Source organism: Belnapia rosea (assembly GCF_900101615.1).
GTDB lineage: Bacteria > Pseudomonadota > Alphaproteobacteria > Acetobacterales > Acetobacteraceae > Belnapia > Belnapia rosea.
Window position 1 is genome coordinate 951,539 of sequence record NZ_FMZX01000001.1, and the last position, 22,138, is coordinate 973,676.

A 22,138-nucleotide genomic window follows, 5' to 3' on the forward strand; every position below is an offset into this window, starting at 1 on the left:
GGCGGGCCTCAGCTGCCGGTGAAGTCGGGGGCGCGGCGCTCGGCCGTCGCGCGGACGCCCTCGCGGAAATCCGCGGTCTGGCGCAGCCGGTCCTGCTCCGCCTCCTCGCGCGCCGCGGCGGCGGTGAAGGCCTCGGCCAGGCCCTGGCGCAGGGTGACGCGCGTCGAGGCGATGGCGAGCGGGGCGCTGGCCGCGATCTCACCCGCCAGGGCCATCGCGGCCGCCAGCAGCCCCTCCTGCGGGACGAGCTGGTCGGCGAGGCCGATCGCCACCGCCTCCTCCCCGCCGATCCGGCGGCCGGTATAGAACAGCAGCGCGGCCCGCTGGGCGCCGACCAGCCGCGGCAGGGTGGCGGTGAGGCCGAAGCCGGGATGGATGCCGAGCCGGGTGAAATTGGCGCTGAAGCGCGCCTCCGGGCAGGTCACCCGGAAATCGGCGATGGCGGCGAGGCCGAGCCCGGCGCCGATCGCGGCCCCCTGCACCACCGCGACGATGGGCTTGCGTGACAGCGGCAGGCGGCAGGCTTCCTGGTACAGGGTGCGTCCGCTCACCGGGTGGCGGGCCGCGCCCGTGCCGTCGGTGCGGCGGGAGAAGTCGGCACCGGCGCAGAAATGCTTGCCCTCCGCCGCCAGCAGCACGACGCGGCAGGCCGGGTCCTCGTCCAGGGCCAGCAGCGCATCGGCGACCCCGGCCACCAGGGTGACGTCGAGGAAGTTATTGGGCGGGCGGCTGAGGGTGAGGCGGGCGACAGGCCCCTCCCGGTCCAGCCGCAGCCCTTCGGTTCCGCTTGCCTCCGGCATCGACTGTCCATCCCTCCCCTGCACGGGCACGACGGCGTTGCGCCGTGCCGCCATCCCTCCTACAGTTGTTCGTACAAGATGACAACAGGGGACCGCCGCCATGGACATGCCGATGCAGGGTGCCGATACCGGCACCACCGAAGGCGGCACAGCCGAAGACCTTGGCCCGACCCGGGTCCTGGCCGAATTCTGCGCCGGGCTCGACCTCGGCGCGGTCGATAGCCTGGCGCGGCGCGCGGCGCGGCGGCACCTGATCGACACGCTCGGCGCCATGATCGCGGGCGGGCCGCAGGAGGCGACGCGGATGGTGGAGCGGGCCCTGGCCGCGGGGGGCATCGCCCCGGGCACGGTGCCGGTGCCCGGCCTCGCCCGCCGCTACGACGCGCTCTCGGCGGCCTATATCGGCGGCACGGCCGGGCATGGGCTGGAGCTGGATGACGGCTTCCGCGCCGGCTCCGTCCATCCCGGCACGGTGGTGGTGCCGGCGGCCTGGTCGGTCGCGGCGGCGCGCGGAGCAGGCGGCCAGGCGCTGCTGCGCTCCGTGGTGGCGGGCTATGAGGTGGCCTGCCGGATCTCGGCTGCCAGCCATCCGCGGGCGCGCTGGCGCGGCTTCCACAATACCGGCACGGCCGGCGTCTTCGCCGCCGCCGCCGCCGCCGCGGGGCTGCTGATCGGCCTCGATGCCGATGGGGTGGAGAATGCCTTCGGCGCCGCCGCCTCCTCCGCCTCCGGCCTCTTCACCTTCCTCGCCGGTGGCGACGTGAAGCGCGTCCATCCCGGCCATGCGGCGCGCGAGGGCCTGCTCGCCGCGCTGCTGACCGAGGCCGGGCTGCCCGGGCCCCGGGGTGTGCTGGAGTTCAAGGAGGGCTACTTCAACGCCTATGCCGGCGGCGATACCGGCGCGGTGGATTACCGCCGCATCGACATCCTCGCGGCCGGCGACAACCATCCGCAATCGCGCTTCGCCGTGGCCAACTGCTACATGAAGCCGCATGCCTGCTGCCGGCACATCCATGCCGCGATCGATGCGGTGCTCGACATCGCCGCGGCGGAGGATGTGGCGCCCGGGGCGGTGGAGGCGGTGGAGATCGGCAGCTACGCCGTTGCCGCATCGCATGCGGCGGTCGGCTGGTCGGAGATGACGACGGCGCAGATGAGCTTCCCCTTCGTCATCGCCACGGCCCTGCAGCGCCGCCGCGTGACGCTGGCCGATTTCGGCGCGGCGGAGCGGGCCGATCCGGCGGTGCTTGGCCTCACCCGCCGCATCCATGTCACGACCGATGCCGAATGCGATGCCGAGTATCCCCGCCGCCGCTCGGCGAAGGTGCGGCTGCGCCTCGCCGATGGCCGCAGCTTCGACCGCTACGTGCCCGAGCCCTATGGCGCTGCCTCCAACCCGCTGACCGATGCGGCGCTCGAGGAGAAATTCCTCGGCCTGGCGGAGCCGGTGCTCGGCGCGGCACGGGCGCGGGATGCGCTGGCACAGCTCTGGCGGATCGAGGAAGTCGCGGATATCCGCCCGCTGGCGGAGCTGCTGGCCGCCTGACGGGCGCCGTCAGCCGCCTTCCGTCGGGGCGCCGAGCCGCAACGCATAGACGAAGCGGTCGGCCGCCGGATGGATGTTCACCGTCGCTTCCAGCAACTGCCCATCGGCGGACTGGAAGCGGCGGATGATGTGCAGGCCGGGTGAGCCCGGCTCGGCCCGCAGCGCCGCGGCCTGCGCCGGGGTCAGCGCGATGGCGGTGACCTCCTGCTGGAGCTCCGCCACCCTCACCCCGCGCTCGCGGGCGATGAGGCGGTAGGCCGGGGTGGTGACGATTTCCGGCCCCTGGGCCAGGTCGGCGAAGGGCTCGGCGATGTAGAGGTCGACGCAGGAGATCGGCGGTGCCTTGGCCTTCGGCACCGGCTGGCGCAGCCCCTGGATGTGCAGCCAGCGGCTGCCCGGCGCGCAGCCGATCCGCTCGGCCAGCGCCGCATCGGCGGTGACCATGGCTGATTCGTGGATCTCCAGCAGCGTGCGGTCGGAATAACCCATCACCTCCGTCGCCGAGCGCACCGCCAGCTCGTAGCTGCTGCGCGGCTGGTTGGCGATGACGCGGGTGCCGACGCCCTGGGTGCCCGCCACCAGCCCAAGGTCGCGCAGGCGGCGCAGCGCCTCCCGCACCGTGGAGCGGCTGACGCCGAAGCTCTGGCCGAGCTCCTGCTCGGTCGGCAGCAACTCGCCCAGGGCGCGGCGGCCGTCGAGGATCTCGGCGGCCAGCGCCGCGGCCAGGCTGGCATAGCGCGGCTGGGCCTCGGCCAGCAGCTGGGCGGCCTCGGCGGCGCTGCTCCGGGTCGCGGGCCCGGTCGCGGGGCGTTTCCTCGGCGTGGCTCGGTCCATGCGCGTTGACGGGCCTCCTGACGGCAGTAATACTGTTGATCGTACAACAATACAAGTTGGGCGCGGGCGGGCAGGCCTGCGTCCCTTGGGGAAGGAAGGTCATGCCATATTTCCTCTCGCGGCGCGCGGCCCTGGCGGCAGCCGGCGCCGCCCTCGCCGCTCCGGCCCTCGCGCAGGGCGAGACGAAGCCTGCCGGCTGGCCGGACCGCCCGATCCGCCTCATCGTCCCCTTCGCCCCGGGTGGCAGCAACGACGCCATCGCCCGGCCGCTGGCCGAGGGGCTGCAGGTGCGGCTGGGCCAGCCCCTGGTCGTCGAGAACCGGGCCGGGGCGGGCAGCACGGTCGGCTCGGGCTTCGTCGCCAAGGCGCCGGCCGATGGCTACACGCTGCTCATCGCCTCCAGCTCCTTCACCACCAGCGCGGCCATCCAGCGCACGCCCTATGACCCGGTGGGCAGCTTCGACGCGGTGGCGTCGATCTGCACCGCGCCGATGCTGGTGGTGACGGCGCCGAACAGCGAGTTCCGCGACATCGGGGCGCTGCTGGCGCATGCCCGCGCCCATCCGGGCGAGTTGCGCTACGGCACCGCCGGGCCGGGCAATATCGGCCACATGGCCAGCGCCTATCTCGACATGGTGGCGGGCGTGCAAACCGAGGCGGTGCCCTATGCCGGCATCGGCCCGGCGCAGATCGACCTCGTCGCCGGGCGGCTCGACTTCATGATCACCACCCTCGCCTCGGTGCGCGGCCAAGTGGAGGCCGGGCGCCTGCCGGTGCTCGCCTATACCGGGGATGAGCGGCTGGCCAGCGCGCCCCAGGTCCCAACCGTGCGCGAGGCGACGGGCCTCGACTACTCGGTGGAAGCCTTCTGGGGCCTGCTCGCGCCGCGCGGGCTGCCGGCCCCGGTGCTCGCCCGGCTGAACGCGGCGGTGAACGAGGTCCTGGCCGATCCGGGCTATCGCCGCTTCCTCGATATGGAGGGCGCCGTGGCGCGGCCGGGCCGGCCGGAGGCGCTGGCGGCGACCGTCCGCTCCGATCTCGGCCGCTGGCGGAAGGTGGCCGCCGCCTCAGGCATCAGCACCGGCTGAGCCGGCGTCACGCCACCTCAGCCAGGGTGCTTGGATGGAACAGCGCCTCGGGCGGGATCGCCTCGGTGGCGAGGCCATCCGCTACCGCGAAGCGGATCATCGCCGCCACCTCCTCGCGGTTGCGGGCGAAGCCATAGGGCCAGGGGTCGCCGCCCATGATCGCCGCCTGCTCCTCATAGGCGGCGGCGATCCAGGGCAGCGAGGCCCGCAGCACGTTCACCAGCTGCAGCTCGCCCAGGGCGATGTCCCGGACGCGGGCGAAGGCGCGGAAGATCTCCACCGGCAGCCAGGGATGGCGCTCCGCCAGCTCCCGCCGCAGCGCCACGCAATGCATGATGGGGAAGAAGCCGGTGGCGCGGTGCCAGGCGATCTCCTCCGCCTTGTAGTCCGGGTAGAGCCGGGCGATGCCGGGGACGCTCGGAGGGCGCGGGGCGATGAGCGCGTCGATGGCACCCTCGGCGAGCGCCAGGGCAGGGTCGCGCCCGAGGGGCTGCACGTCGAGGCCGGGTGGCAGGGTGATGGCGATGCGCTCGGCGCCGGTGCGCCAGGCGATGCCGCGCGTGTCGACGCCGTAATGCTCGCGCAGGATGCCGCGCACCCAGAGCGCCGCGGTCTGCTGGTATTCGGGGAGGCCGATGGTCCGTCCGGCGAGATCGGCGGCCGAGGCGATGCCGCGATCCGTGCGGATATAGATCGCCGAATGACGGAAGGCACGGCTCGGGAAGACCGGCACGCCGATATAGGCACTGTCGCCCCGCGCCGTGGTGACGATATGCGAGCCCATCGACAGCTCGGTGATGTCGAAGGCCCGGTCGCGTAAAGCTCTCCGAAAGATATCCTCCGGCTCGCCCACCAGCGGCACGAGATCGACGCCGGGGATGGTGACGCGCCCGTCCAGCAGCGGCCGCGTGCGGTCCGATGCGTGGCAGGCGAGGCTGAGGGTCAGGCGGCTCATGCGCGGGCCAGGTTCTCGGGGGTGAAGGGAAGCTGGCGTGGCCGGATGCCGAGCGCATCGGTGATGGCGCCGGCGATGGCGGCGATGGTCGGGGCCATGCTGGCCTCGCCCGCGCCGAGGAAGGGCTGGTCCGGCCGGTCGATCAGGGCGAGTTCCACCTTGGGCACCTCGGAGAAGCGCAGGATCGGATAGCCGTCCCAATGGTCGCTGGTGACGGTGCGGCGGCTGAAGCGCACCTCCTCCAGCAGGGCGACGGAGGCGCCGTGGATGGCGCCGCCCTCATACTGGTTCAGCACGCCATCGGGGTTCACCGCCTCCCCCACATCGCCGGCGATCCAGAGGCGGCGGCAGAGGACGCGCTCCAGCGCCTCGACCTCGGCGATGACGGCGGCCCAACCGCCGGTATTCTTGTAGCGGGCGAAGCCGATGCCCAGGCCGAACCCCTCGCGTCGCGAGCGCCCGGCCCAGCCGGCGAGATCGGCCACGCGCCGCAGCACGGCGATGGCGCGCGGGTCGTCGAGATGGCGCAGGCGATAGTCGAGCGGATCGGCACCGGCCAGCGCCGCCGCCTCATCCATCACGCTCTCGATGGACCAGACATTCAGCGTGGCGCCGAGGCCGCGCAGCGCCGAGCTGCGGATCGGCATGTCCAGCAGCCGCGTCGTCTCCACGGACAGGGCGGGGATGCGGTAGAGCGGCACGCCGTTGCGCGGCGCCCCGCCACCCGCTGCCATGGCCGGGTTGATGCTCGGCTTCACCGGGAAGGGCGTGGCGAGCATCGCGGCGGAGAGCAGGGTCGGCTCCGGTGCGCGTCCCGGCCGGCTGGAATGGCCGTTGCTGACGATATGGCTGCGCCAGCCGGCGAGATTGCCGGACGCATCGAGATCGGCCTCCACATCCACCAGCATGGCCGGGGAGAAGGGCGACCAGCCAAGCTCCTCAGCGCGGGACCAGAGCAGCCTGACCGGCCTCCCCGGCACCGCGCGTGCCGCGAGCACCGCATCCAACGCCACATCATCGGCCCCGTTATGGCCGTAGCAGCCGGCGCCCTCGCGGTGATGGATGAGGATTCGCTCCGGGTCGCAGCGCAGGGTCTTCGCCAGGTCGGCGCGGAGGTTGTAGGGACCCTGGCTGTGGGTGAAGACCTCCACCGTCTCGCCCTCCCAGCGCGCGACCGCGCAGGAGGGGGCGACGGAGGCATGGGCCAGGTAGGGCCGGTGGAAGCTGCGCCGCAGAGTCTGCGCGGCCGGCGGGGCAGGTTCGGCGCGGCTGGCGACGGGGCTGCGCTCGCCGCGGGCGGCGGCCTCGCGCAGCCAGTCGATGAGCAGGGCCTGCTCGGGCAGCGTGTCCTCCGCCTCCCAGCCGGCACGGGCGGCGAGGCGTGCGGCGGCGGCTTCCGCCTCCCATTCCGTCGCAGCGAGGACGGCGAGGAAGCTGCCGTCCCGCACCACCCGCGCATCGCCCGGCAGCGTCCCGTCGCGCAGAGTCGCAAGTCGTGCCCCGCGCGCCGGCGGACGTACCACCCGCGCATGCAGCATCTCCGGCAGGCGCAGGTCGTGAACGAAGCGGGCGGCGCCGAAGACCTTGTCCGGCAGGTCGAGGCGCGGGATGGAATGGCCGGCGATCCGCCGCTCGCCCGGCGCGCGAGGCCTGGCCTCGGCCGGCGCCTCGCAGTCCAGCAGCGCCTGGTCGGCCAGCGCCCAATAGCTGCCGATCGGGCCAGCGGGGCCGTGGAAGATGCCGTCCTCGATCCGGATCGTCTCCAGCGGCACGCCGACGCGCTGCGCGACCACGCCAAGGAAGATGGCCCGCGCCGCCGCGCAGGCATGACGCAGTGCCCCGCCGCTGTCCTGGGTGGAGAGGCTGCCGGAGGTGACGCCCTCATCCGGGCTGCCCGGCGTCGATGCCGGCCGCGCCTCGACGCGGGTGAGATCGACCTCGAGCTCCTCGGCCGCGATCTGGCTGAGGGTGGTCAGGATCCCCTGCCCCAGCTCCACCTTGCCCGGGGTGATGGTCACCCGCCCCTCGGCGTGGATTGCCAGCCATTGCGAGAGGCGGCGATTGGTTTGCAGATTGCCGGGCAGCCGGTGCGCGCCCATCAGGCCATCTCCGCCGCGGCGCGCGACACGGCGCGAAGGATGCGGTTGTGGCTGCCGCAGCGGCAGAGATGCGGCTCCAGCGCCGTGCGGATCGCTGCCTCCTCGGGCGCCGGGTCGCGCGCCAGCAGGGCGGCGGCGCTGACCAGGATGCCGGACAGGCAATAGCCGCATTGCCCGGCCTGCTCGGCGAGGAAGGCGGATTGCAGCGGATGCGGCGCCTCCGGCGTGCCGAGCCCTTCGACGGTGACCACCGCACGGCCCGTGACGGCACCGGCGGCGAGGGTGCAGGCACAGCGCGGGGTGCCGTCCACCAGGACCATGCAGGCGCCGCACTGCTCCGTGCCGCAGCCGAAACGCGGGCCGGAGAGGCCGGCCGGGCCACGCAGCGCCTGCAGCAGCGTCGCCTCCTCGGGCACCTCCAGGGTGACCGGATGGCCGTTCAGGCTGAAGGATACCATGGCTGCTACCTCATCTGGATCTTCGCCATCCTGATCCATTCCTGCTGGCGCTCGATGTCGCCGCGGAGGAAGGCGTCGAATTCAGCGATGCTCATCGGCATGGGCTCCGCCCCATTGCGGGCCATGGTTTCCCGCGCCGGGCCGGAAGCCAGGAGCTTGCCGATCTCGGCATGCAGCCGCTCGGCGATCGGCGCCGGCAGGCCGGCGGGCGCCATCAGGCCGAGCCAGATGGCGGCCTCGAAGCCCGGCAGGGTCTCCGCCACCGCGGGCAGGTCCGCCAGCAGCGGGCTCCGCGCCGTGCCCGTGGTGGCGAGGCCGAGGACACGGCCATTGGTGATCTGCTCCCGCATGGTCGGGATGGCGTCGAACATGATCGGCACCTGGCCGGCGATGAGTGCGGTCCGTGCCTCGTTGCTGCCGCGGAAGGGGATGTGGTTCAGCCTGATCCCCGCCATGGCGGCGAAGACCTCGGAGGCGATGTGATAGGGCGTGCCTGGGCCGGAGGAGGCGTAGTCGAGCGTGCCGGGTGCCGCCCGCGCCTTGGCGATCAGCTCCGCCACGGTCCGCACGCCGAGCGAGCCATGCACCGCCAGCACATGCACGGCGGTGTTGATGGCCGCCACCGGCGCCAGGTCCCGCATCAGCACATAGGGCCGGGCCGGCAGCAGGGTCTCGTTCGCCGTATGGGTGTTCGACATCAGCAGCAGGGTGTGGCCGTCCGGCGCCGACTTCGCCACGGTATCGGTGCCGATGACGGCCCCTGCCCCCGGGCGGTTCTCCACCACCACCGGCTGGCCGAGCGCCACGCTCAGCGGATCCGCGAGGAAACGGGCAGCGATATCGGCGGAGCCGCCGAGTCCGAAGGGGACGACGATGCGCACGGGCCGGCTCGGCCAACCGGGCTGGGCGCGGAGGCGGCCAGGCGCAGCCAGGCCCGCCAGGGCCATCAGCCCGGTCCGGCGATCGATCCGCATCCCTGGCACCTTCCCCGCTCTTGCCATGAAGGATCGGCCTTCGCCGCGCCCCATGCAAGCGCGGGGTGCCGCTCAGCGCAGCAGGTTGGTGTACTGGTTGAGGTTGACATTCGCGGTGTTGGGCGACTTCTCGCCGAGCACGCGGTCGCCGTTGTAGTACCGCACCCGCCCGCCCCAGGCGACGGCCTGCGTCACCACGCCCCCGCCGAAGGCCTGGCGCAACTCCCGGTCCAGGTTCTTCACCGGGAAGAAGGTCTGCACATGCAGGCGGCGCGTGGCGTTGTCGACATCCATGACGAGCCGGACATTGGCCATGGTGTAGTCGAAGGCCACCGGCATGCCCGGCAGGGCCGCCATGGTGATACGCATCGTCGCGCCCGGCTCCGCGACCGAGAAGATGGTCATGCGCTCGTTCCGGCCAAGTTTCATCTTCAGCAGGACGAAGCGTGCGGCAGCGGAGATCAGCACTGAATAGAGCGCGATGGCAGCGTCCTGCGGCGAGGCGAAGACCGAATGCTGCTCGCGGACGCGGTATTCCCAGTCGAAATGGCCGAAGCCGTCATCGAGCTGGTGCATGTCGGCATGGCCCGGATTCGGGTTGCCATTGGCGCTGGCCCCGGCCGAATCCCGCAGGATGCGGGCACAGATGTCGAGGCTGACGGCTACGCCGGGCGAGTGGGTATCGACCAACTCATCGATGGTCACGGGCATCGCGAAACTCCATTGGCCAGCACCTTCGTGGGCACTGGCGACGACCGGAGCCTAATGTCCACGTTTTGACGGTTCTAGAACCTTCGCAACTTTGGATTGCGGATGAAGCCGTTTTCACCCGTGCCTTGGCCATGGGCCATACCGATGGCCGCCCGTGCGCGTCAGGCGGGCAACCAGTCCGGCGGCGGCAGGCGGAGATAGGCTTCCCGCAGCGCCGCGGACCAGCGCTCGCGCACCATGCGGAAATACGGGTCATCCTCGGTAAGGCGGCGCCGCAACCCGACCTCAAGGGAGTCGGTGCGGTAGATCAGCAGGTCGATGGGCAGCCCGACCGTGAGGTTGGAGCGGAGGGTGCTGTCCATGCTGACCAGCACCAGCTTCACGCCATCGGCGATCGGCGTGCCGTATTCCAGCGCGCGATCGAGGATCGGCTTGCCATATTTATGCTCGCCGATCTGCAGGAATGGCGTGTCGATCGTCGCCTCGATGAAATTGCCCGCTGAATAGATCAGGAAGAGCCGCGACGGCCCGCCGGCGATCTGCCCACCGAGCATCAGGGAGATATCGAAGCTTACGCCTTGGGCCGAGAGGGCGGGTCCATCCGCGGCGAAGACCTCGCGCACCGCCTGGCCGACCAGCTGCGCGGCGCGGAACATGCTGGGCACGGTGCGGAGCGTGAGCTTCTCGCCCCCGACCCAGACGCCTTCCTGCAGATGGTTCCAGACGGTCTGGGTAATGGCGAGGTTGCCGGCGGACAGCATGGCGAGCACCCGCTCGCCCGGCACCTCCTCCACCTGCATCTTGCCGAAGGTCGAGATGTTGTCGACGCCCGCATTGGTGCGGGTGTCGGACAGCATGACCAGGCCTTCGCGCAGGTAGAGGCCGACGCAATAGGTCATCGTGCTCAGTGCCGGATGTAGAAGGCGTCGATCTCGCCTCCGAGCGCTGCTGTCCGCTCGATCATCGTGGTGAGGAAGGCGTGCAGCCCCTCCTCCAGGATGGCGTCGATCCGGCCGTAGCGAAGCTGCGCCTGCAGCGTCCCCGCCAGGCGGTGGCATTCGCCGCGCCGACCGCCATGGCCGAGCGCGATCGCCTCCAGCGTCTCCGCCACTTCGGCGAAGCAGGCCATGAGGCTGCGCGGCAGTTCCGGGCGCAGGATGATGAGCTCCGCGATGCGCCGCGGGTTCAGCCGGTCGCGGTAGATCCACTGGTAGGACCGCAGGGCGGAGACCGAGCGCAGCACGGTCTGCCACTGCACGTAGTCGACGGCGCCTTCCTCCTCCGCGGTCAGCAGGTGGTGCTTCACGTCGAGCAGGCGCGCCGTGTTGTCCGCCCGCTCCAGCATCGTGCCGAGATGGACGAAGCGCCAGGCCTCGTTGCGCAGCATGGTGTCGTGCGCCGCGCCGTTGAAGAGCGTCACCCGTTCCCGCACCCAGCGGAGGAAGTCGGCCAGTTTCTCGCCTTCCATCGCCTCGGGCGGCAGGGCGCGGAGATGGTTCCAGGTGTCGTTCAGCGCCTCCCACATATCGACGGTGAGCGCGGTGCGGACAGCCCGCGCATTGCGCCGCGCCGCCTCGATGCAGGGCAGGATGCCGGAGGAATTATCGGGGTCGAAGACCAGCCAGTGGACGACCGACTCCGCGGTCGGCGCCTCATACTTGCGGAAGAAGGCACCCTCGCCGCCGGTGGCGGTGACGAGCGAGCGCCACTCATCCGCCTCGGCGCCGAGCCGTGCGCTGACCGCCGCCATGCGGGAGGCAACGCCAAGGCCGCGGGCGACATTGCCGGCGCGTTCGGTATAGCGGGCCAGCCAGAACAGGCTGTCGGCCGTACGGCTGAGCATCAGCCCCCCGCAGACTGGGATTGGGACTGGGATTGGGACTGGGACTGCAGCGCGGCCTCCGGCGCGTCCGGCCCTTCATCCTCCAGGATCCAGGTATCCTTGGTGCCGCCGCCCTGCGAGGAATTCACGACGAGGGAGCCCTCGCGGATCGCCACGCGCGTCAGGCCGCCCGGCACGATGCGGATCTCCTTGCCGGAGAGGATAAAGGGCCGGAGATCGACATGGCGCGGCGCGATGCCCTGGTCCACCACCGTGGGACAGGTGGAGAGCGCCAAGGTGGGCTGGGCGATGTAGTCGCCTGGCTTGGCCAGGATGCGGGCGCGGAATTCCTCCCGCACGTCGCGGGTCGCATGCGGGCCGATCATCATGCCGTAGCCGCCCGAGCCCTTGGCCAGCTTCACCACCAGCTGGTCGAGGTTGGAGAGGACGTATTTGCGGTCCTCCTCCCGGTCGCAGAGATAGGTCGGCACATTGGCGAGAAGCGGCTCCTCGCCGAGATAGAAGCGCACCATCTCCGGCACGTAAGGGTAGATCGCCTTGTCGTCGGCGATGCCGGCGCCCGGCGCATTGGCCAGTGCCACATTGCCGGCGCGGTAGGCCCCCATCAGCCCCGGCACGCCGACCAGGCTGTCCGGCCGGAACACGCTCGGGTCGAGGAACTCGTCGTCGATGCGCCGGTAGATGACATCGACGCGCCGCGGTCCGGCCGTGGTGCGCATGTAGACGACATCGTTGTCGACGCAGAGATCGGCGCCCTCCACGACCTCGATGCCCATCTCGTCGGCGAGGAAGCAATGCTCGTAATAGGCGCTGTTGTAGGGGCCGGGCGTGAGCAGGACGACGCAGGGGTCGGACCCTGCCCGCGGCGGGGCCACCGCCTTCAGCGTCTCCAGCAATTCCTCGGGGTAGCGGCCGACCGGAGCGACGCGGTGCCGGGCGCAGAGCTTGGGGAAGAGCCGAAGCATCGCCTCGCGGTTCTCCAGCATGTAGGAGACGCCGGAGGGCGTGCGGCAATTATCCTCGAGCACGTAGAATTCGTCCGGCCCGGTGCGCACCATGTCGATGCCGGCGACATGGGTATAGACGCCGCCCGGCGGGGCGATGCCCACCATCTCCGAGCGATAGCCCTCATTCTCCAGCACCAGCGCCGCCGGGATGCGGCCGGCGCGCAGGATCTCCTGCTTCCCATAGACATCGGTAAGGAAGGCGTTCAGCGCCCGCACCCGCTGCCGCAGCCCGAGCGCCAGGCGGTCCCATTCCGAACGGGCGATAATGCGGGGGATGATATCGAAGGGGATCAGCCGCTCCGGGTCCCCTCCCTCGCCATAGACGGCGAAGGTGATGCCGATCCGGCGGAACAGCAGTTCCGCCTCGCGGCGCTTGGCATCAAGCTGCTCCCGCGGGGTGGCGCGGAGCCAGCGATCTATCTCGGCATAGGCGGCGCGGACGCCATCCTCTGCCCGCATTTCGTCGAAAGCGGCGGTTCTTGCCTGCGGCACGGACGATGCGGCCCCCATTCTGCGTTCCCGGTTCGGCAAAGCAGCACGGACCATAGCCCGGCCGCAAGCGCCGTACCGTACTGAAATGCCTGCTTCGCTACCGCTTTGCCCAACCGGTGGCCAGCGCCCGGCCGGGGCCGGCGAATTTGGCATCAGCGCAAGAGATTCAAGGCTGACGGAGCCAGGATTGGGGCGCGAATTATGGTGGGGGTGGAGTCCGTAGCCGCGGCGCTGGCGGCGGTGCGCGGCATTGCGTCCGTGCTCGCATGGCCGAAAGGCGCCGCCGCGCTGACTGACCGAGCCGGCCGCATGCCAGGCTGTCGCTGAGCGGCATCGAGAAGAATGGGCGGGCCATCCCGGATGCAGCACTCGGCCGCCCCATGGCGATGTCGCCACCAGCTTTGCCGCCCTTCCGCGGTACCAGCCCTCGAGCCCGGACAATGGCCGAGCACGGTGCCCCTCCGACCGGGCGCTGCCAGCGCCTGGGCCAATGCTGGTGGACGTTCCGGCCGGCCCGGTGGGTTATCCGGGGCAGGCAGGGCGTTACGGGGTTGAAACCCGCGCCTGCCAGGATCTCACCAAGACCCACACTCAACCCACGAGCGATTTAATGTGCAATTATACGTGAATACGCTATACGGTGCTCACGGCGCCGTGAGGTTGGGCGCCCGAGCCATTCCCTCGGGGCCCATCGGGCCCCTCCACTGGGCCCCCCGTGGGCCGCCCCGCCGAGAGCGGGGCAGACCGGACGGAACGATGACGACTGACGTGAACATCCTCATCCGTGGCCAGAGCAACGCCCTGCTCTTCGTCGCCAATGGCGGCGCGCGCGAGCTGGAGAAGCAGCTCGAGGCCAGCTTGCCGGGCGTGAACGTCAACATCATCCAGCATTACGGCGACAAGAATTCCACCATCCACTCCGGCACCGCCTTCCTGAAATGGGATACGGACGGGCAGCAGCAGGGCCTGCTGAACTACGTGAAGGCCGAGCCGGCAGGCATCAAGGACAATCCGACCGTCACGCTGTGGATGCACAACGAATATGACGGCAATACCTACGGCGTCACCACCGCGAATTGGATGTCGGAAGTGAAGACGGATGCGGCGCTGGTCCGCGCCGCGCTCGGCCAGTCTGCCGAGACCACGCCCTATGTCTTCACCTATGTTCCCTACAACTACGCGCAGGGGACCAGCCCGAAGAACATCCAGGAGGGCATGCGCCAGCTCTCCGCCGACCCCAAGTTCAACGCCAGCTTCGACACCACGGCGATGACCGGCCTCACCATGAATGGCGATGGCTACGCGCATAGCAGCCATATGGGCCAGGCTGACGCGATGCTGGTTGCCGACAGGCTGTCCGATTCCATGAAGGGCATCGTCTCCGGTCTGGCGAAGGGCGACGCCACGACGCCGCCGGTCGCGACACCGCCTGTGACGCCTCCGGCACCGACACCCATCACGCCTGTCACCGGCGTGGCCAAGACCATCGGCGCAGGCGCCGACTCCCTGGTGCTGAAGATCAGCCAGGATGCCTGGAACGGCAGCGCGCAATACACCATCAGCGTCGACGGCAAGCAGATCGGCGGGATCCTGACCGCGAGCGCCTCGCATGCCGCGGGCCAGGACGACGTCATCACCGTGAAGGGCGACTGGGGCGCGGGCAGCCACAAGGTGACCGTGAACTTCATCAACGACGCCTGGGGCGGCACGGCGGCCACCGACCGCAACCTGCATGTCGACGGCATCACCTTCAACGGCGCCGCGCTGAGCAAGGACACGGCCGACCTCACCCGCAGCGGCCCGGTGGATTTCGGCTTCAGCAAGCTGGTCGCCAGCCCCTCTCCCACGCCGGCACCGGCCCCTGGGGACACGGCCGTCATCAAGACCATCGGCGCAGGTGCCGATACGCTCGTGCTGAAGATCAGCCAGGATGCCTGGAACGGCAACGCGCAGTACACCGTCAGCATCGACGGCAAGCAGGTCGGCGGCACGCTGACAGCGGGCGCGCTGCATGGCTCGGACAGCGAGGACACGCTCACCATCAAGGGCGACTGGGGCACGGGTGCCCACAAAATGACCGTGCGCTTCGTCAACGACGCGTCGGGCACCGGCGGCGACCGCAACCTCTATGTCGAGGATGCGAGCTTCAACGGCTCCACCCTCGGCAAGCACGAGAGCAGCTTCAAAATCAACGGGCCGGATGATTTCCACTTCACCAAATCAGCCGACGGCCTGGGCCTGACCTTCAACGGCACGACGGCCAAGGATGTCTTCGCCATCCAGCATGGCGACGGCGACGTGGTGATCGGCAACTTCACGCCTGGCGCCGACAAGCTGCGCTTCGAGGGCTTCGACCAGGCGGCGATGCACAAGGTCGCGGCCAGCGAGGGCGGCGTCTCCGGCACGCTGATCATCTTCGACGCGACTGCGGAGAACGTCTTCCTCCCGCATGTCACGGCGCTGGCGGCCAGCGACATCATCTTCGCCTGAGCTGGCGGAGACAGCCCTGCCCGGATCGGGCAGGGCTCTTCCGATCAGAGGGCGGGCGCCTTGCAGTGCCAGCCCGTCTCGCGCTGGAACGCATCCGCCGCCTTCAGCACCGTCGCCTCGGCGAAAGGGCGTCCGGCGAGCTGCAGCCCGATCGGCAGGCCGCGGTCGTCGAAGCCGCAGGGGATGCTGATGGTCGGCAGGCCGAGATAGTTGAACGGCCGCGTATTCGCCGAAACCGCCATGAAGCGTGACCAATTGGCGGGATCGGCATCGATGTCGGTCTCGGCCAGGGTCGGCACCCGCGTCTTCAGCGTCGGCGTCGCCACTATGTCATGGCCGGTCAGCGCCTCGGCGACGAATTGCCGCAGCAAGGGCCCACGGCGCGACAGTGCCTCGACGTAGAGATGCGCCGGGAAGGCATAGCCGCCGAAAAGCCGCGCGCTCAGATGGATGGCGTAGTCGCCCGGATGCTCCCGCATCCAGTTGGCATGGATCGCCGCGCCTTCGACCCGGCTGACCATCGCCGTATAGGCGTTGATCGCCCGCATGGAGGAGGCGCTGATCCGCGTCACCACGGCACCGCGGGCGCGCAGCGCATCCAGCGCCGCCTCGAAGGCCGCAACGACCGGCGCATCGGCGCCGTCGAGGAAGAAGGTCTCGCACACCGCGATCCGCAGACCGCGGATGTCGCCGGTCAGCGCCGCCTCGTAATCCGGTACCGGCTCCCGCGCGCTGGTCGGGTCGCGCGGGTCGTGCCCGGCGGTCACCGCCATGAAGCGTGCCGCGTCGCGCGCCGTCCGCACCAGGGGCCCGACATTGTCGCAGGAGAAGGAGAGCGGCATGACGCCGGCGCGTGACACCCGCGTCTGCGTGCCCTTCAGCCCCGTCACGCCGCAGAGCGTCGCCGGCAGCCGGATCGAGCCGCCGGTATCGGAGCCGAGCGCGGCATAGAAGAAGCGCGCCGCCACGCCCGCGCCGGAGCCGGAGGAGGAGCCGCCGGTGCAATAGGCCGGGTCCCATGGATTGTGGCAATGGCCGAAATGGGCGTTATGCCCGGTCGGGTTCTGGGCGAACTCGGCCATGTTCAGCGTGCCCATATCGATGGCGCCGGCGGCGTCCAGCCGCTCCAGCACCGTCGCCGTCACACCGGGGATGAAATCGCGCCGGATCTTCGAGCCACAGCTGCTCACGCGGCCGGCACGATAGTACATATCCTTGTGCATCATCGGCACGCCGGCCAGCTTGCCGAGCGGCCGGCCCGCGGCGCGTGCCGCATCGGCGGCGGCGGCAGCCTCCAGCGCGGCCTCTCGGTCCAGCCGGATCACGCTGTTCACCACGGCATCATGGGCGTCGATCCGGGCCAGGCAGGCCTCGACGAGGGCGGTGGCGGCGACCTCCCCGGTAGCGAAGGCATCCGCCGCCTCGGTCATGGAGAGGCTGGCGAGGTCGGTCACGGCGACGGGCGCGTTCATGGCGTGGGCTCCCTGCAGTCGCGCAATGCGGCCTTGAAGTCGCTCGGCTCCTCCTCGAAGCCCATGGTGCCACGCATGGCCTCGATTTCGGTGATCAGCGCCGCATTGTCGGCAAGGCCGATCCTGGCCGCCTCATTGGGCGGGGCTATGCCGCTCCAGCGGGCGATCGCCGCGATTGTGGGGTCCGGGTCCATGGCACTTCTCCTCCTGGGATGTGCCAAGGGTAGCAAGCGCCGTGCCCGCCCCCTTCCGCGGAAGGGCGACGACACCGTCCTTTCCGCAACGGTTACGATCTTGCCGAACCGGACTCTTGGCTCCCCAATGCCTGCGCCGTGGCCTCAGGCCTGTTCGAAGCCCTTCACTGGCCTGACTTCCGGCTTGATCCCCAGCGCTCGCCATGGCACCCAGGCCCTATTCGTTACGGAGACGATGCGATGCGCCCGGTGATCCTTGTCCTCTCCCTCCTGCTGGCCCCGAGCCTGGCCGATGCCGCCGAGCGGCGCGCGCCAAGCGAGGCACAGCGCGCCCAGCAGGCGAAGATGCGGAGCTGCGCCAGCCAGGCTTCCGGCCAGCAGCTGCGCGGTGCGCCGCGGCGGGAATTCATGAAGACCTGCCTCTCTGGCCGTGCCACCGGCTGATCAGCCGGCGCGACGTGTCAGCCGCTCGCATTGGTTGTTCTCGCCGACGCCGAACTGGATCGTCGGCAGCAAGGCGAGGGGCGGAAAGAGGATCCCAAGACCGATCGCCGCGCCACCACGTGCCGCCAACTCCCCGAGCTCGGGCAGGATGGCGGGGTTCTTGAACGTGCCGCCGATGCCGATGGGCGTCGGCAAGGAGCCGACGGTGAAGCGCTTGCTGTTGGTCCTGAGCCAGAGATCCAGCGCTTCGCGGCCGAGATCGGCGGTGCCCCCGCCGCTCACCACATGGCTCTGGGTATCGAGCAGCAGGGTCTTGGTCGAGAGCCGGCCGCGGGTAAGGCCGAAATCGGCGATGAGGCATTCGATCTCGGTGCGCGCCGGAACGCCGAGCGCCGAGAGCAGGGCGTTGCCGAATTGCAACCCGGACAGGTCCACCAGCAGGGAGGACAGGTTGCCGCCGACCGTCACCAGCGTCAGCGCGCCGTTGCCGCTGCCAAGGATCTCCGACACGGAGCGACCCGTGCCCTCGATCCGTCCGACGCCGCCGAGCGTGCCGGAGCCACCGGCGCCGGCCGCCTGCATCAGGCGGGAGATGTCGACCCGACGCAATTCCAGCTCGCCCTTGGCGCGGAGCGCCCCATTCTCCAGCGGCGTCAGGGTGAAGTCGCCAACGAGGCGGCCCTGGCCGATGCCGAATTGCACCGGGTGCAGCCGGATCGTGCCGTCCTCGATATCGGCGGTAACGCCGAGGCTATCGAAGGGCATCCCCTTCCCTTCGATGGCGGCGGCGCGGTAGCGCAGATGGATATCGGCCGCCCGCAGCCGGGGGATGCTGATGGGCGCCGTCGGCAGCATGCGCGGGCTGGCCTCGGCACGTGAGAGTGCCTGGCGCTGGGCCGCGGTCTGGCCCGGCGTCCCCACCCGGCCGGGGGTCGTGCCGACGAAGCCGCCGAGATCCGCCAGGTCGACGCGCCGGGAGAAGACATCCGCATCCAGCACCGGCCGCTCATCCCCTGGCGTGATGCTGAAGCGGCCGTTCAGGTCGCTGCGCCCGAGCCGCCCCTCGACATCGGAGAAGCGGAAGGCGCCGGCGGCGTAGTCGAGCTTCCCGGTGACGCGGAAGGGCGTGGTAGCTGGGATGGCGACACCGGTGAGCGGAGCCAGCAGGGCCATGTCTGGCCCGCTGATATCGAGGCGCAGATCGGCGCCGGCAAAGGCCACCGGGTCCTGCACCGTGCCGCGCAGGGCAACCTTGGTCGGCCCATTGGCGAGGTCCAGCTGCACCGGCCAGGGCCTTTCCTTGTCCCGCAGGTTGAGGATGGCGCCACCCTGCAGGTCAGCCGTGATGGGTTGCGCGGCATAGGTGCCGCGGGCCTGGGCGACGATGCGGGATTCGGCACCGGCCGGGTCCTCGGTCGCGGCATTGATCCGGAAGTCGGAGCGGAGCTTGTTGATCGCGACATGGGCCTGCCCATCGATCAGGCGAAGGGCACCGATGCGCGGGCTCGCGCCCGGCTCTGCGCCCTCTGCGGGGGGGCTACCGCCGAGCTTGAAGCTGTAGTTGTTGGACCCGTCCGCCCGGCCGATCACCTCGACCGAAGGCCGGTCAAGCGTGACCTGCGGGATGACGATCTCCCGCGACTGGATCAGCGCACTGACATCGAGATCGAGGCTGGCGCGCGGCACCGTGGCGAAGGGCGGCGCATCCTCGAAGCCCGGCGGGTTGCCGACACGTAGGCCCTCCGCGCTGATCGTGGTGATAAGCCCGAGCGAGACATGCAGATGCTCGATCGTCACCGGGCGACCCAGCGCGGCGCTGGCCCGGGCCTCGACAATAGGAATCAGCCAGTCCCAGCGGAACAGCGCGAGGAACACGCCGATCGCCAGCAGCGGCAAACCCAACCCCAGTGCCCAACGGCGCCAGCCCATGCACATGCCTCCGCCATCACGCCTCAGAGCGCGGCAGTGCGACAGGAGTTCATCGATTTAGACAAAGCAGGGATGATTGAGAATCTTGCAACCTTGGCGCGAAGCTGTCCCTTCCGCTGCGACCGATCCTCTTTGATTGCCACGGCCCGCGCGGCGCAACTCAGACAGCGAGGCCGGCATCCGGGGCGGTCAGGGCCTCCAGCACCATGGCGCGGCTCGCGGCAACCTGCGCCTGCATCAGCTCAGCCGCCTGCGCTGCTTCCCCGGCCACCAGCGCGGCGATGAGCGCGCGGTGCTCATGCGCCATCTCACCGCTGCGGTCGCGCCGGCGCAGGCCGAGGACGAGCATGCGCGTGCTCTCGTCGAGCAGCCGGCCAACCTGCCGTGCGAGCCGTGCATTGCCCGAGAGTTCGGCGACCGCGACATGGAACGCGCGGTTGGCCTCGAGAAAGCCAAGCGCGGTTTCCGCCTCCTCCGGCCGGTAGCCGGCGGCACAGACGGCATCGAGCCGCGCCAGGGCCTCGGCCCCCATCCGCGCATGTGGGTGCCGCGCCGCGCGGCGCGCCGCCTCGGGCTCCAGCAGGAGGCGCAGGTCGAAGACCTCATGGATGTCGCGCACGGTGACGAGCGAGACCACCCAGCCGCGGCGTGGCACGGGCTGCACCAGCCCCTCCTCCGCCAGCCTCGCCAAGGCGGCGCGGACTGGCGCCTTGCCGAGGCCGAGCCGGGAGGCCGTCGCGGCTTCGGACAGTGTCTCGCCCGGTGCCAGCCGTGCCGCCAGGATATCCTCGCGCAGCGCCTGCAGCGCTCGCGCCGTGAGCGGAGCCGGCACGGCGATCGGTGCGAGGAAGGACATGCGGCGCGCCCCTGGTTGTGGCGCGCCGAGGTTACACGCCAGGTGATGTGGCCGCAAATTTAATCACTATTTGTTATCGCTATTCCGATTGCGGCATCAGTCGACGCTGGCGCCGGACTTGCGGATGATCTCGCCCCAGCGGGCGATGTCCTGCTCGTGGATCCGACGGAAACCTTCCGGCGTCATGTCCTCCGGCGGAGTGATGCCTTGATTCTCCACCAGCCATTGACGGAATTCGGGGGCGGATATGATGCGGCCGATCTCGGCATTCATCCGCGTCTGGATGGCAGCGGGCAGGCCCGGCGGGGCAAAGAGGCCGTACCAGGTGCTGACCTCGAAGCCCGGCAGGTTGCAGGCCGTGGCGAGGGTCGGCACGCCGGGCAGCGCCTGGACCGGCTGAGTCGTGGTGGTGCCGAGGGCCAGCACCTGGCCCTGCCGCACCGGACCGATGGAGGGCCCGGTTTGATTGAAGAAAAGGTCCACATCCCCGGCGAGCAGCGCGCCCATCGCACCGGGCTGGCCGCGATAGGGCACGTGGGTGAGCTCGGCCCCCGTCACCGTGGCGAATTGGGCGCCGGCGAGATGGGTCGAGGCGCCGTTGCCGGTCGAGGAAAAATTCAGCGCGCCGGGCCGGGCGCGGGCGGCGGCGAGCACGTCCTGGCAGCTGCGGTATTGCGGGCGCTTCTCGGGATTGACCAGCAGCACATTCGGGACGTCGCCGAGCAGGATGACATGCGTGACGTCCTTCAGCGCATCGAAGGGCAGCTGGCGGTAGAGGCCGGGATTGATCGCATGCGTCCCCGCCGTGCCGAGCAGGAAGAGGTAGCCGTCAGGGCGCGCCTTGGCGACGGCATCGGAGGCGATGTTGCCGCCCGCGCCGCTGCGGTTGTCGACGACCACGGGCTGGCCGAGGGCGCGGCTCAGCGGCTCCGCCAGCTTGCGGGCGTAGATGTCGGTGCCGGCGCCGTTCGGGAAGCCGCCCAGGATGGTGATGGGGCGGCTTGGCCAGACATCCTGGGCGAAGGCTGGCTGGGCGAAGGCTGGCGTGGCGGCCAGCAGGGCGGCGATCAGCAGGCGGAGCATCCCGGCTCTCCTTTCGGTTTCGGTGCGTCATGCTGTGCGATAGGCTGGTGGCATGACCAGCCCCATCAGCCGCGTCGCGCGCGGCGGAAAATCGATTTATGGCGCGCCACTCGGCATCCTGATGCTGGAAGCCCGTTTTCCGCGCATTCCCGGTGACATGGGCAATGGCGAGACCTGGCCCTTCCCCGTGCTGTTCCGCGTCGTCCGCGGAGCGACGCCGGAGCGCGTGGTGCTGCAGGGCGCGCGCGGGCTGCTGCCGGACTTCATCGCCGCCGCGCAGGAGCTGGTGCAGCTCGGCGCAGAGGGCATCACCACCAATTGCGGCTTCCTCTCGCTGTTCCAGCGCGAGCTGGCGGAGGCGGCCGGTGTGCCGGTCGCCACCTCCGCGCTGATGCAGGTGCCCTGGGTGCAGGCGATGCTGCCGCCCGGCCGCCGGGTCGGCGTGGTCACGGTGAGCAAGGCTTCGCTGACGCCGGCGCATCTCGAGGCGGCAGGGGTGCCGCTGGATACGCCGGTCGCCGGGACCGAGACGGGCCGGGAGTTCTTCCGCGTGCTCATCCGGGCCGAGAAGGAGGATCTGGATACCGGCCTCGCCGAGCAGGATATCCTCGAGGCCGGACGGGCGCTGGTGACGGCGCATCCGGAGGTCGGGGCGATCGTGCTCGAATGCACGAACATGCCGCCCTATGCGGCGGCCTTGCGGGCGGCGCTCGGCATCCCGGTCTATGACATCTACTCGATGACCTGCTGGTTCCAGGCGGGGCTGCGGCCGCGGCAATTCAGCGGCTGGTGAGGCGCTTCAAACGGCTTGAGGCGGAGGGGACCCTGGCCGCCGCAACTGCCTGAGATTGCTGCATTCCGTC

Annotated in this window: 20 protein-coding genes; 5 read left to right on the plus strand and 15 right to left on the minus strand. The window is 70.4% G+C overall.

The annotated features are described in order from the left end of the window. Positions 1–8 precede the first annotated feature (8 nt). Positions 9–800 carry an enoyl-CoA hydratase/isomerase family protein gene (locus BLR02_RS04565; protein ID WP_090660852.1) on the minus strand — a complete coding sequence of 264 codons (792 nt, stop codon included), beginning with the start codon at positions 798–800 and terminating at the stop codon, positions 9–11. 100 nt (positions 801–900) lie between these two features. Here BLR02_RS04565 and BLR02_RS04570 point away from each other — a divergent pair, with 100 nt between their 5' ends. Beyond that, the gene (locus tag BLR02_RS04570) at positions 901–2,346 is read left to right on the plus strand and encodes an MmgE/PrpD family protein (protein WP_090660854.1); all 1,446 of its coding nucleotides are present in this window, start codon (positions 901–903) and stop codon (positions 2,344–2,346) included. A gap of 9 nt (positions 2,347–2,355) precedes the next feature. Here the strand turns inward: BLR02_RS04570 and BLR02_RS04575 are convergent, their stop codons facing one another. After that, the gene (locus BLR02_RS04575; protein ID WP_090562431.1) at positions 2,356–3,180 is read right to left on the minus strand and encodes a GntR family transcriptional regulator; all 825 of its coding nucleotides are present in this window, start codon (positions 3,178–3,180) and stop codon (positions 2,356–2,358) included. A 101-nt stretch (positions 3,181–3,281) separates the two neighbouring features. Here BLR02_RS04575 and BLR02_RS04580 point away from each other — a divergent pair, with 101 nt between their 5' ends. Further along, entirely contained in the window at positions 3,282–4,268 is a 987-nt protein-coding gene (locus BLR02_RS04580) for a Bug family tripartite tricarboxylate transporter substrate binding protein (RefSeq protein WP_090660857.1), read from the plus strand. A 7-nt stretch (positions 4,269–4,275) separates the two neighbouring features. On the opposite strand, the gene BLR02_RS04585 is transcribed toward BLR02_RS04580, so the two are convergent. The 8 genes from BLR02_RS04585 to BLR02_RS04620 all read right to left on the minus strand — a co-directional run bounded on the left by BLR02_RS04585 (position 4,276) and on the right by BLR02_RS04620 (position 12,774). Beyond that, a complete protein-coding gene (locus BLR02_RS04585) occupies positions 4,276–5,223 on the minus strand; it encodes a substrate-binding domain-containing protein (RefSeq protein WP_090660860.1) in 948 nt (315 codons plus the stop codon). Next, the gene (locus BLR02_RS04590; RefSeq protein ID WP_090660863.1) at positions 5,220–7,322 is read right to left on the minus strand and encodes a xanthine dehydrogenase family protein molybdopterin-binding subunit; all 2,103 of its coding nucleotides are present in this window, start codon (positions 7,320–7,322) and stop codon (positions 5,220–5,222) included. Before BLR02_RS04590 ends, BLR02_RS04585 begins: the two co-directional genes overlap by 4 nt. Next, entirely contained in the window at positions 7,322–7,780 is a 459-nt protein-coding gene (locus BLR02_RS04595) for a (2Fe-2S)-binding protein (RefSeq protein WP_090660866.1), read from the minus strand. Before BLR02_RS04595 ends, BLR02_RS04590 begins: the two co-directional genes overlap by 1 nt. Before the next feature lie 5 nt (positions 7,781–7,785). Next, positions 7,786–8,754 (minus strand): Bug family tripartite tricarboxylate transporter substrate binding protein, encoded by a 969-nt coding sequence (locus BLR02_RS04600; protein ID WP_090660869.1) that lies wholly within the window; start codon positions 8,752–8,754, stop codon positions 7,786–7,788. A 72-nt stretch (positions 8,755–8,826) separates the two neighbouring features. Continuing rightward, complete coding sequence (locus tag BLR02_RS04605; RefSeq protein ID WP_090660872.1) at positions 8,827–9,465, minus strand: hypothetical protein; 639 nt, start codon at positions 9,463–9,465, stop codon at positions 8,827–8,829. Between the two features lie 161 nt (positions 9,466–9,626). Beyond that, the gene (locus tag BLR02_RS04610) at positions 9,627–10,364 is read right to left on the minus strand and encodes a proteasome-type protease (protein WP_090660876.1); all 738 of its coding nucleotides are present in this window, start codon (positions 10,362–10,364) and stop codon (positions 9,627–9,629) included. Positions 10,365–10,369: 5 nt separating this feature from the next. Continuing rightward, complete coding sequence (locus tag BLR02_RS04615; protein ID WP_090660878.1) at positions 10,370–11,308, minus strand: alpha-E domain-containing protein; 939 nt, start codon at positions 11,306–11,308, stop codon at positions 10,370–10,372. Further along, a complete protein-coding gene (locus BLR02_RS04620; protein ID WP_090562406.1) occupies positions 11,308–12,774 on the minus strand; it encodes a circularly permuted type 2 ATP-grasp protein in 1,467 nt (488 codons plus the stop codon). The genes BLR02_RS04615 and BLR02_RS04620 overlap by 1 nt, the downstream gene beginning before the upstream one ends. A 789-nt stretch (positions 12,775–13,563) precedes the next feature. Here BLR02_RS04620 and BLR02_RS29285 point away from each other — a divergent pair. Continuing rightward, positions 13,564–15,297 (plus strand): carbohydrate-binding domain-containing protein, encoded by a 1,734-nt coding sequence (locus BLR02_RS29285; protein ID WP_176849372.1) that lies wholly within the window; start codon positions 13,564–13,566, stop codon positions 15,295–15,297. 44 nt (positions 15,298–15,341) lie between these two features. On the opposite strand, the gene BLR02_RS04630 is transcribed toward BLR02_RS29285, so the two are convergent. Together BLR02_RS04630 and BLR02_RS04635 are read right to left on the minus strand one after the other, a co-directional pair. After that, positions 15,342–16,769 (minus strand): amidase, encoded by a 1,428-nt coding sequence (locus tag BLR02_RS04630; protein WP_090660881.1) that lies wholly within the window; start codon positions 16,767–16,769, stop codon positions 15,342–15,344. Further along, entirely contained in the window at positions 16,766–16,963 is a 198-nt protein-coding gene (locus tag BLR02_RS04635) for a hypothetical protein (RefSeq protein ID WP_090660884.1), read from the minus strand. Before BLR02_RS04635 ends, BLR02_RS04630 begins: the two co-directional genes overlap by 4 nt. Before the next feature lie 240 nt (positions 16,964–17,203). Here BLR02_RS04635 and BLR02_RS04640 point away from each other — a divergent pair, with 240 nt between their 5' ends. Continuing rightward, positions 17,204–17,407, plus strand: a complete 204-nt coding sequence (locus BLR02_RS04640; protein WP_090562394.1) for a PsiF family protein — start codon at positions 17,204–17,206, stop codon at positions 17,405–17,407. Here BLR02_RS04640 and BLR02_RS04645 read toward each other — a convergent pair whose 3' ends face one another. The 3 genes from BLR02_RS04645 to BLR02_RS04655 all read right to left on the minus strand — a co-directional run bounded on the left by BLR02_RS04645 (position 17,408) and on the right by BLR02_RS04655 (position 21,275). After that, the gene (locus BLR02_RS04645) at positions 17,408–19,336 is read right to left on the minus strand and encodes an AsmA family protein (RefSeq protein WP_090562391.1); all 1,929 of its coding nucleotides are present in this window, start codon (positions 19,334–19,336) and stop codon (positions 17,408–17,410) included. A 160-nt stretch (positions 19,337–19,496) separates the two neighbouring features. After that, a complete protein-coding gene (locus tag BLR02_RS04650; protein WP_090660887.1) occupies positions 19,497–20,192 on the minus strand; it encodes a GntR family transcriptional regulator in 696 nt (231 codons plus the stop codon). 96 nt (positions 20,193–20,288) lie between these two features. Next, a complete protein-coding gene (locus tag BLR02_RS04655) occupies positions 20,289–21,275 on the minus strand; it encodes a Bug family tripartite tricarboxylate transporter substrate binding protein (protein WP_090660890.1) in 987 nt (328 codons plus the stop codon). Positions 21,276–21,327: 52 nt separating this feature from the next. On the opposite strand from BLR02_RS04655, the gene BLR02_RS04660 reads away from it, so the two are divergent. Then, positions 21,328–22,068, plus strand: coding sequence for an aspartate/glutamate racemase family protein (locus BLR02_RS04660; RefSeq protein ID WP_090660893.1), 741 nt, complete (start codon positions 21,328–21,330; stop codon positions 22,066–22,068). The last annotated feature ends 70 nt before the right edge of the window (positions 22,069–22,138 follow it).

Coding starts and splice junctions, on each gene's coding strand:
- BLR02_RS04565 (WP_090660852.1), bottom strand. CDS start 800: ATGCCGGAGGCAAGCGGAACCGAAGGGCTGCGGCTGGACCGGGAGGGG.
- BLR02_RS04570 (WP_090660854.1), top strand. CDS start 901: ATGGACATGCCGATGCAGGGTGCCGATACCGGCACCACCGAAGGCGGC.
- BLR02_RS04575 (WP_090562431.1), bottom strand. CDS start 3,180: ATGGACCGAGCCACGCCGAGGAAACGCCCCGCGACCGGGCCCGCGACC.
- BLR02_RS04580 (WP_090660857.1), top strand. CDS start 3,282: ATGCCATATTTCCTCTCGCGGCGCGCGGCCCTGGCGGCAGCCGGCGCC.
- BLR02_RS04585 (WP_090660860.1), bottom strand. CDS start 5,223: ATGAGCCGCCTGACCCTCAGCCTCGCCTGCCACGCATCGGACCGCACG.
- BLR02_RS04590 (WP_090660863.1), bottom strand. CDS start 7,322: ATGGGCGCGCACCGGCTGCCCGGCAATCTGCAAACCAATCGCCGCCTC.
- BLR02_RS04595 (WP_090660866.1), bottom strand. CDS start 7,780: ATGGTATCCTTCAGCCTGAACGGCCATCCGGTCACCCTGGAGGTGCCC.
- BLR02_RS04600 (WP_090660869.1), bottom strand. CDS start 8,754: ATGCGGATCGATCGCCGGACCGGGCTGATGGCCCTGGCGGGCCTGGCT.
- BLR02_RS04605 (WP_090660872.1), bottom strand. CDS start 9,465: ATGCCCGTGACCATCGATGAGTTGGTCGATACCCACTCGCCCGGCGTA.
- BLR02_RS04610 (WP_090660876.1), bottom strand. CDS start 10,364: ATGACCTATTGCGTCGGCCTCTACCTGCGCGAAGGCCTGGTCATGCTG.
- BLR02_RS04615 (WP_090660878.1), bottom strand. CDS start 11,308: ATGCTCAGCCGTACGGCCGACAGCCTGTTCTGGCTGGCCCGCTATACC.
- BLR02_RS04620 (WP_090562406.1), bottom strand. CDS start 12,774: ATGCGGGCAGAGGATGGCGTCCGCGCCGCCTATGCCGAGATAGATCGC.
- BLR02_RS29285 (WP_176849372.1), top strand. CDS start 13,564: ATGACGACTGACGTGAACATCCTCATCCGTGGCCAGAGCAACGCCCTG.
- BLR02_RS04630 (WP_090660881.1), bottom strand. CDS start 16,769: ATGAACGCGCCCGTCGCCGTGACCGACCTCGCCAGCCTCTCCATGACC.
- BLR02_RS04635 (WP_090660884.1), bottom strand. CDS start 16,963: ATGGACCCGGACCCCACAATCGCGGCGATCGCCCGCTGGAGCGGCATA.
- BLR02_RS04640 (WP_090562394.1), top strand. CDS start 17,204: ATGCGCCCGGTGATCCTTGTCCTCTCCCTCCTGCTGGCCCCGAGCCTG.
- BLR02_RS04645 (WP_090562391.1), bottom strand. CDS start 19,336: ATGGGCTGGCGCCGTTGGGCACTGGGGTTGGGTTTGCCGCTGCTGGCG.
- BLR02_RS04650 (WP_090660887.1), bottom strand. CDS start 20,192: ATGTCCTTCCTCGCACCGATCGCCGTGCCGGCTCCGCTCACGGCGCGA.
- BLR02_RS04655 (WP_090660890.1), bottom strand. CDS start 21,275: ATGCTCCGCCTGCTGATCGCCGCCCTGCTGGCCGCCACGCCAGCCTTC.
- BLR02_RS04660 (WP_090660893.1), top strand. CDS start 21,328: ATGACCAGCCCCATCAGCCGCGTCGCGCGCGGCGGAAAATCGATTTAT.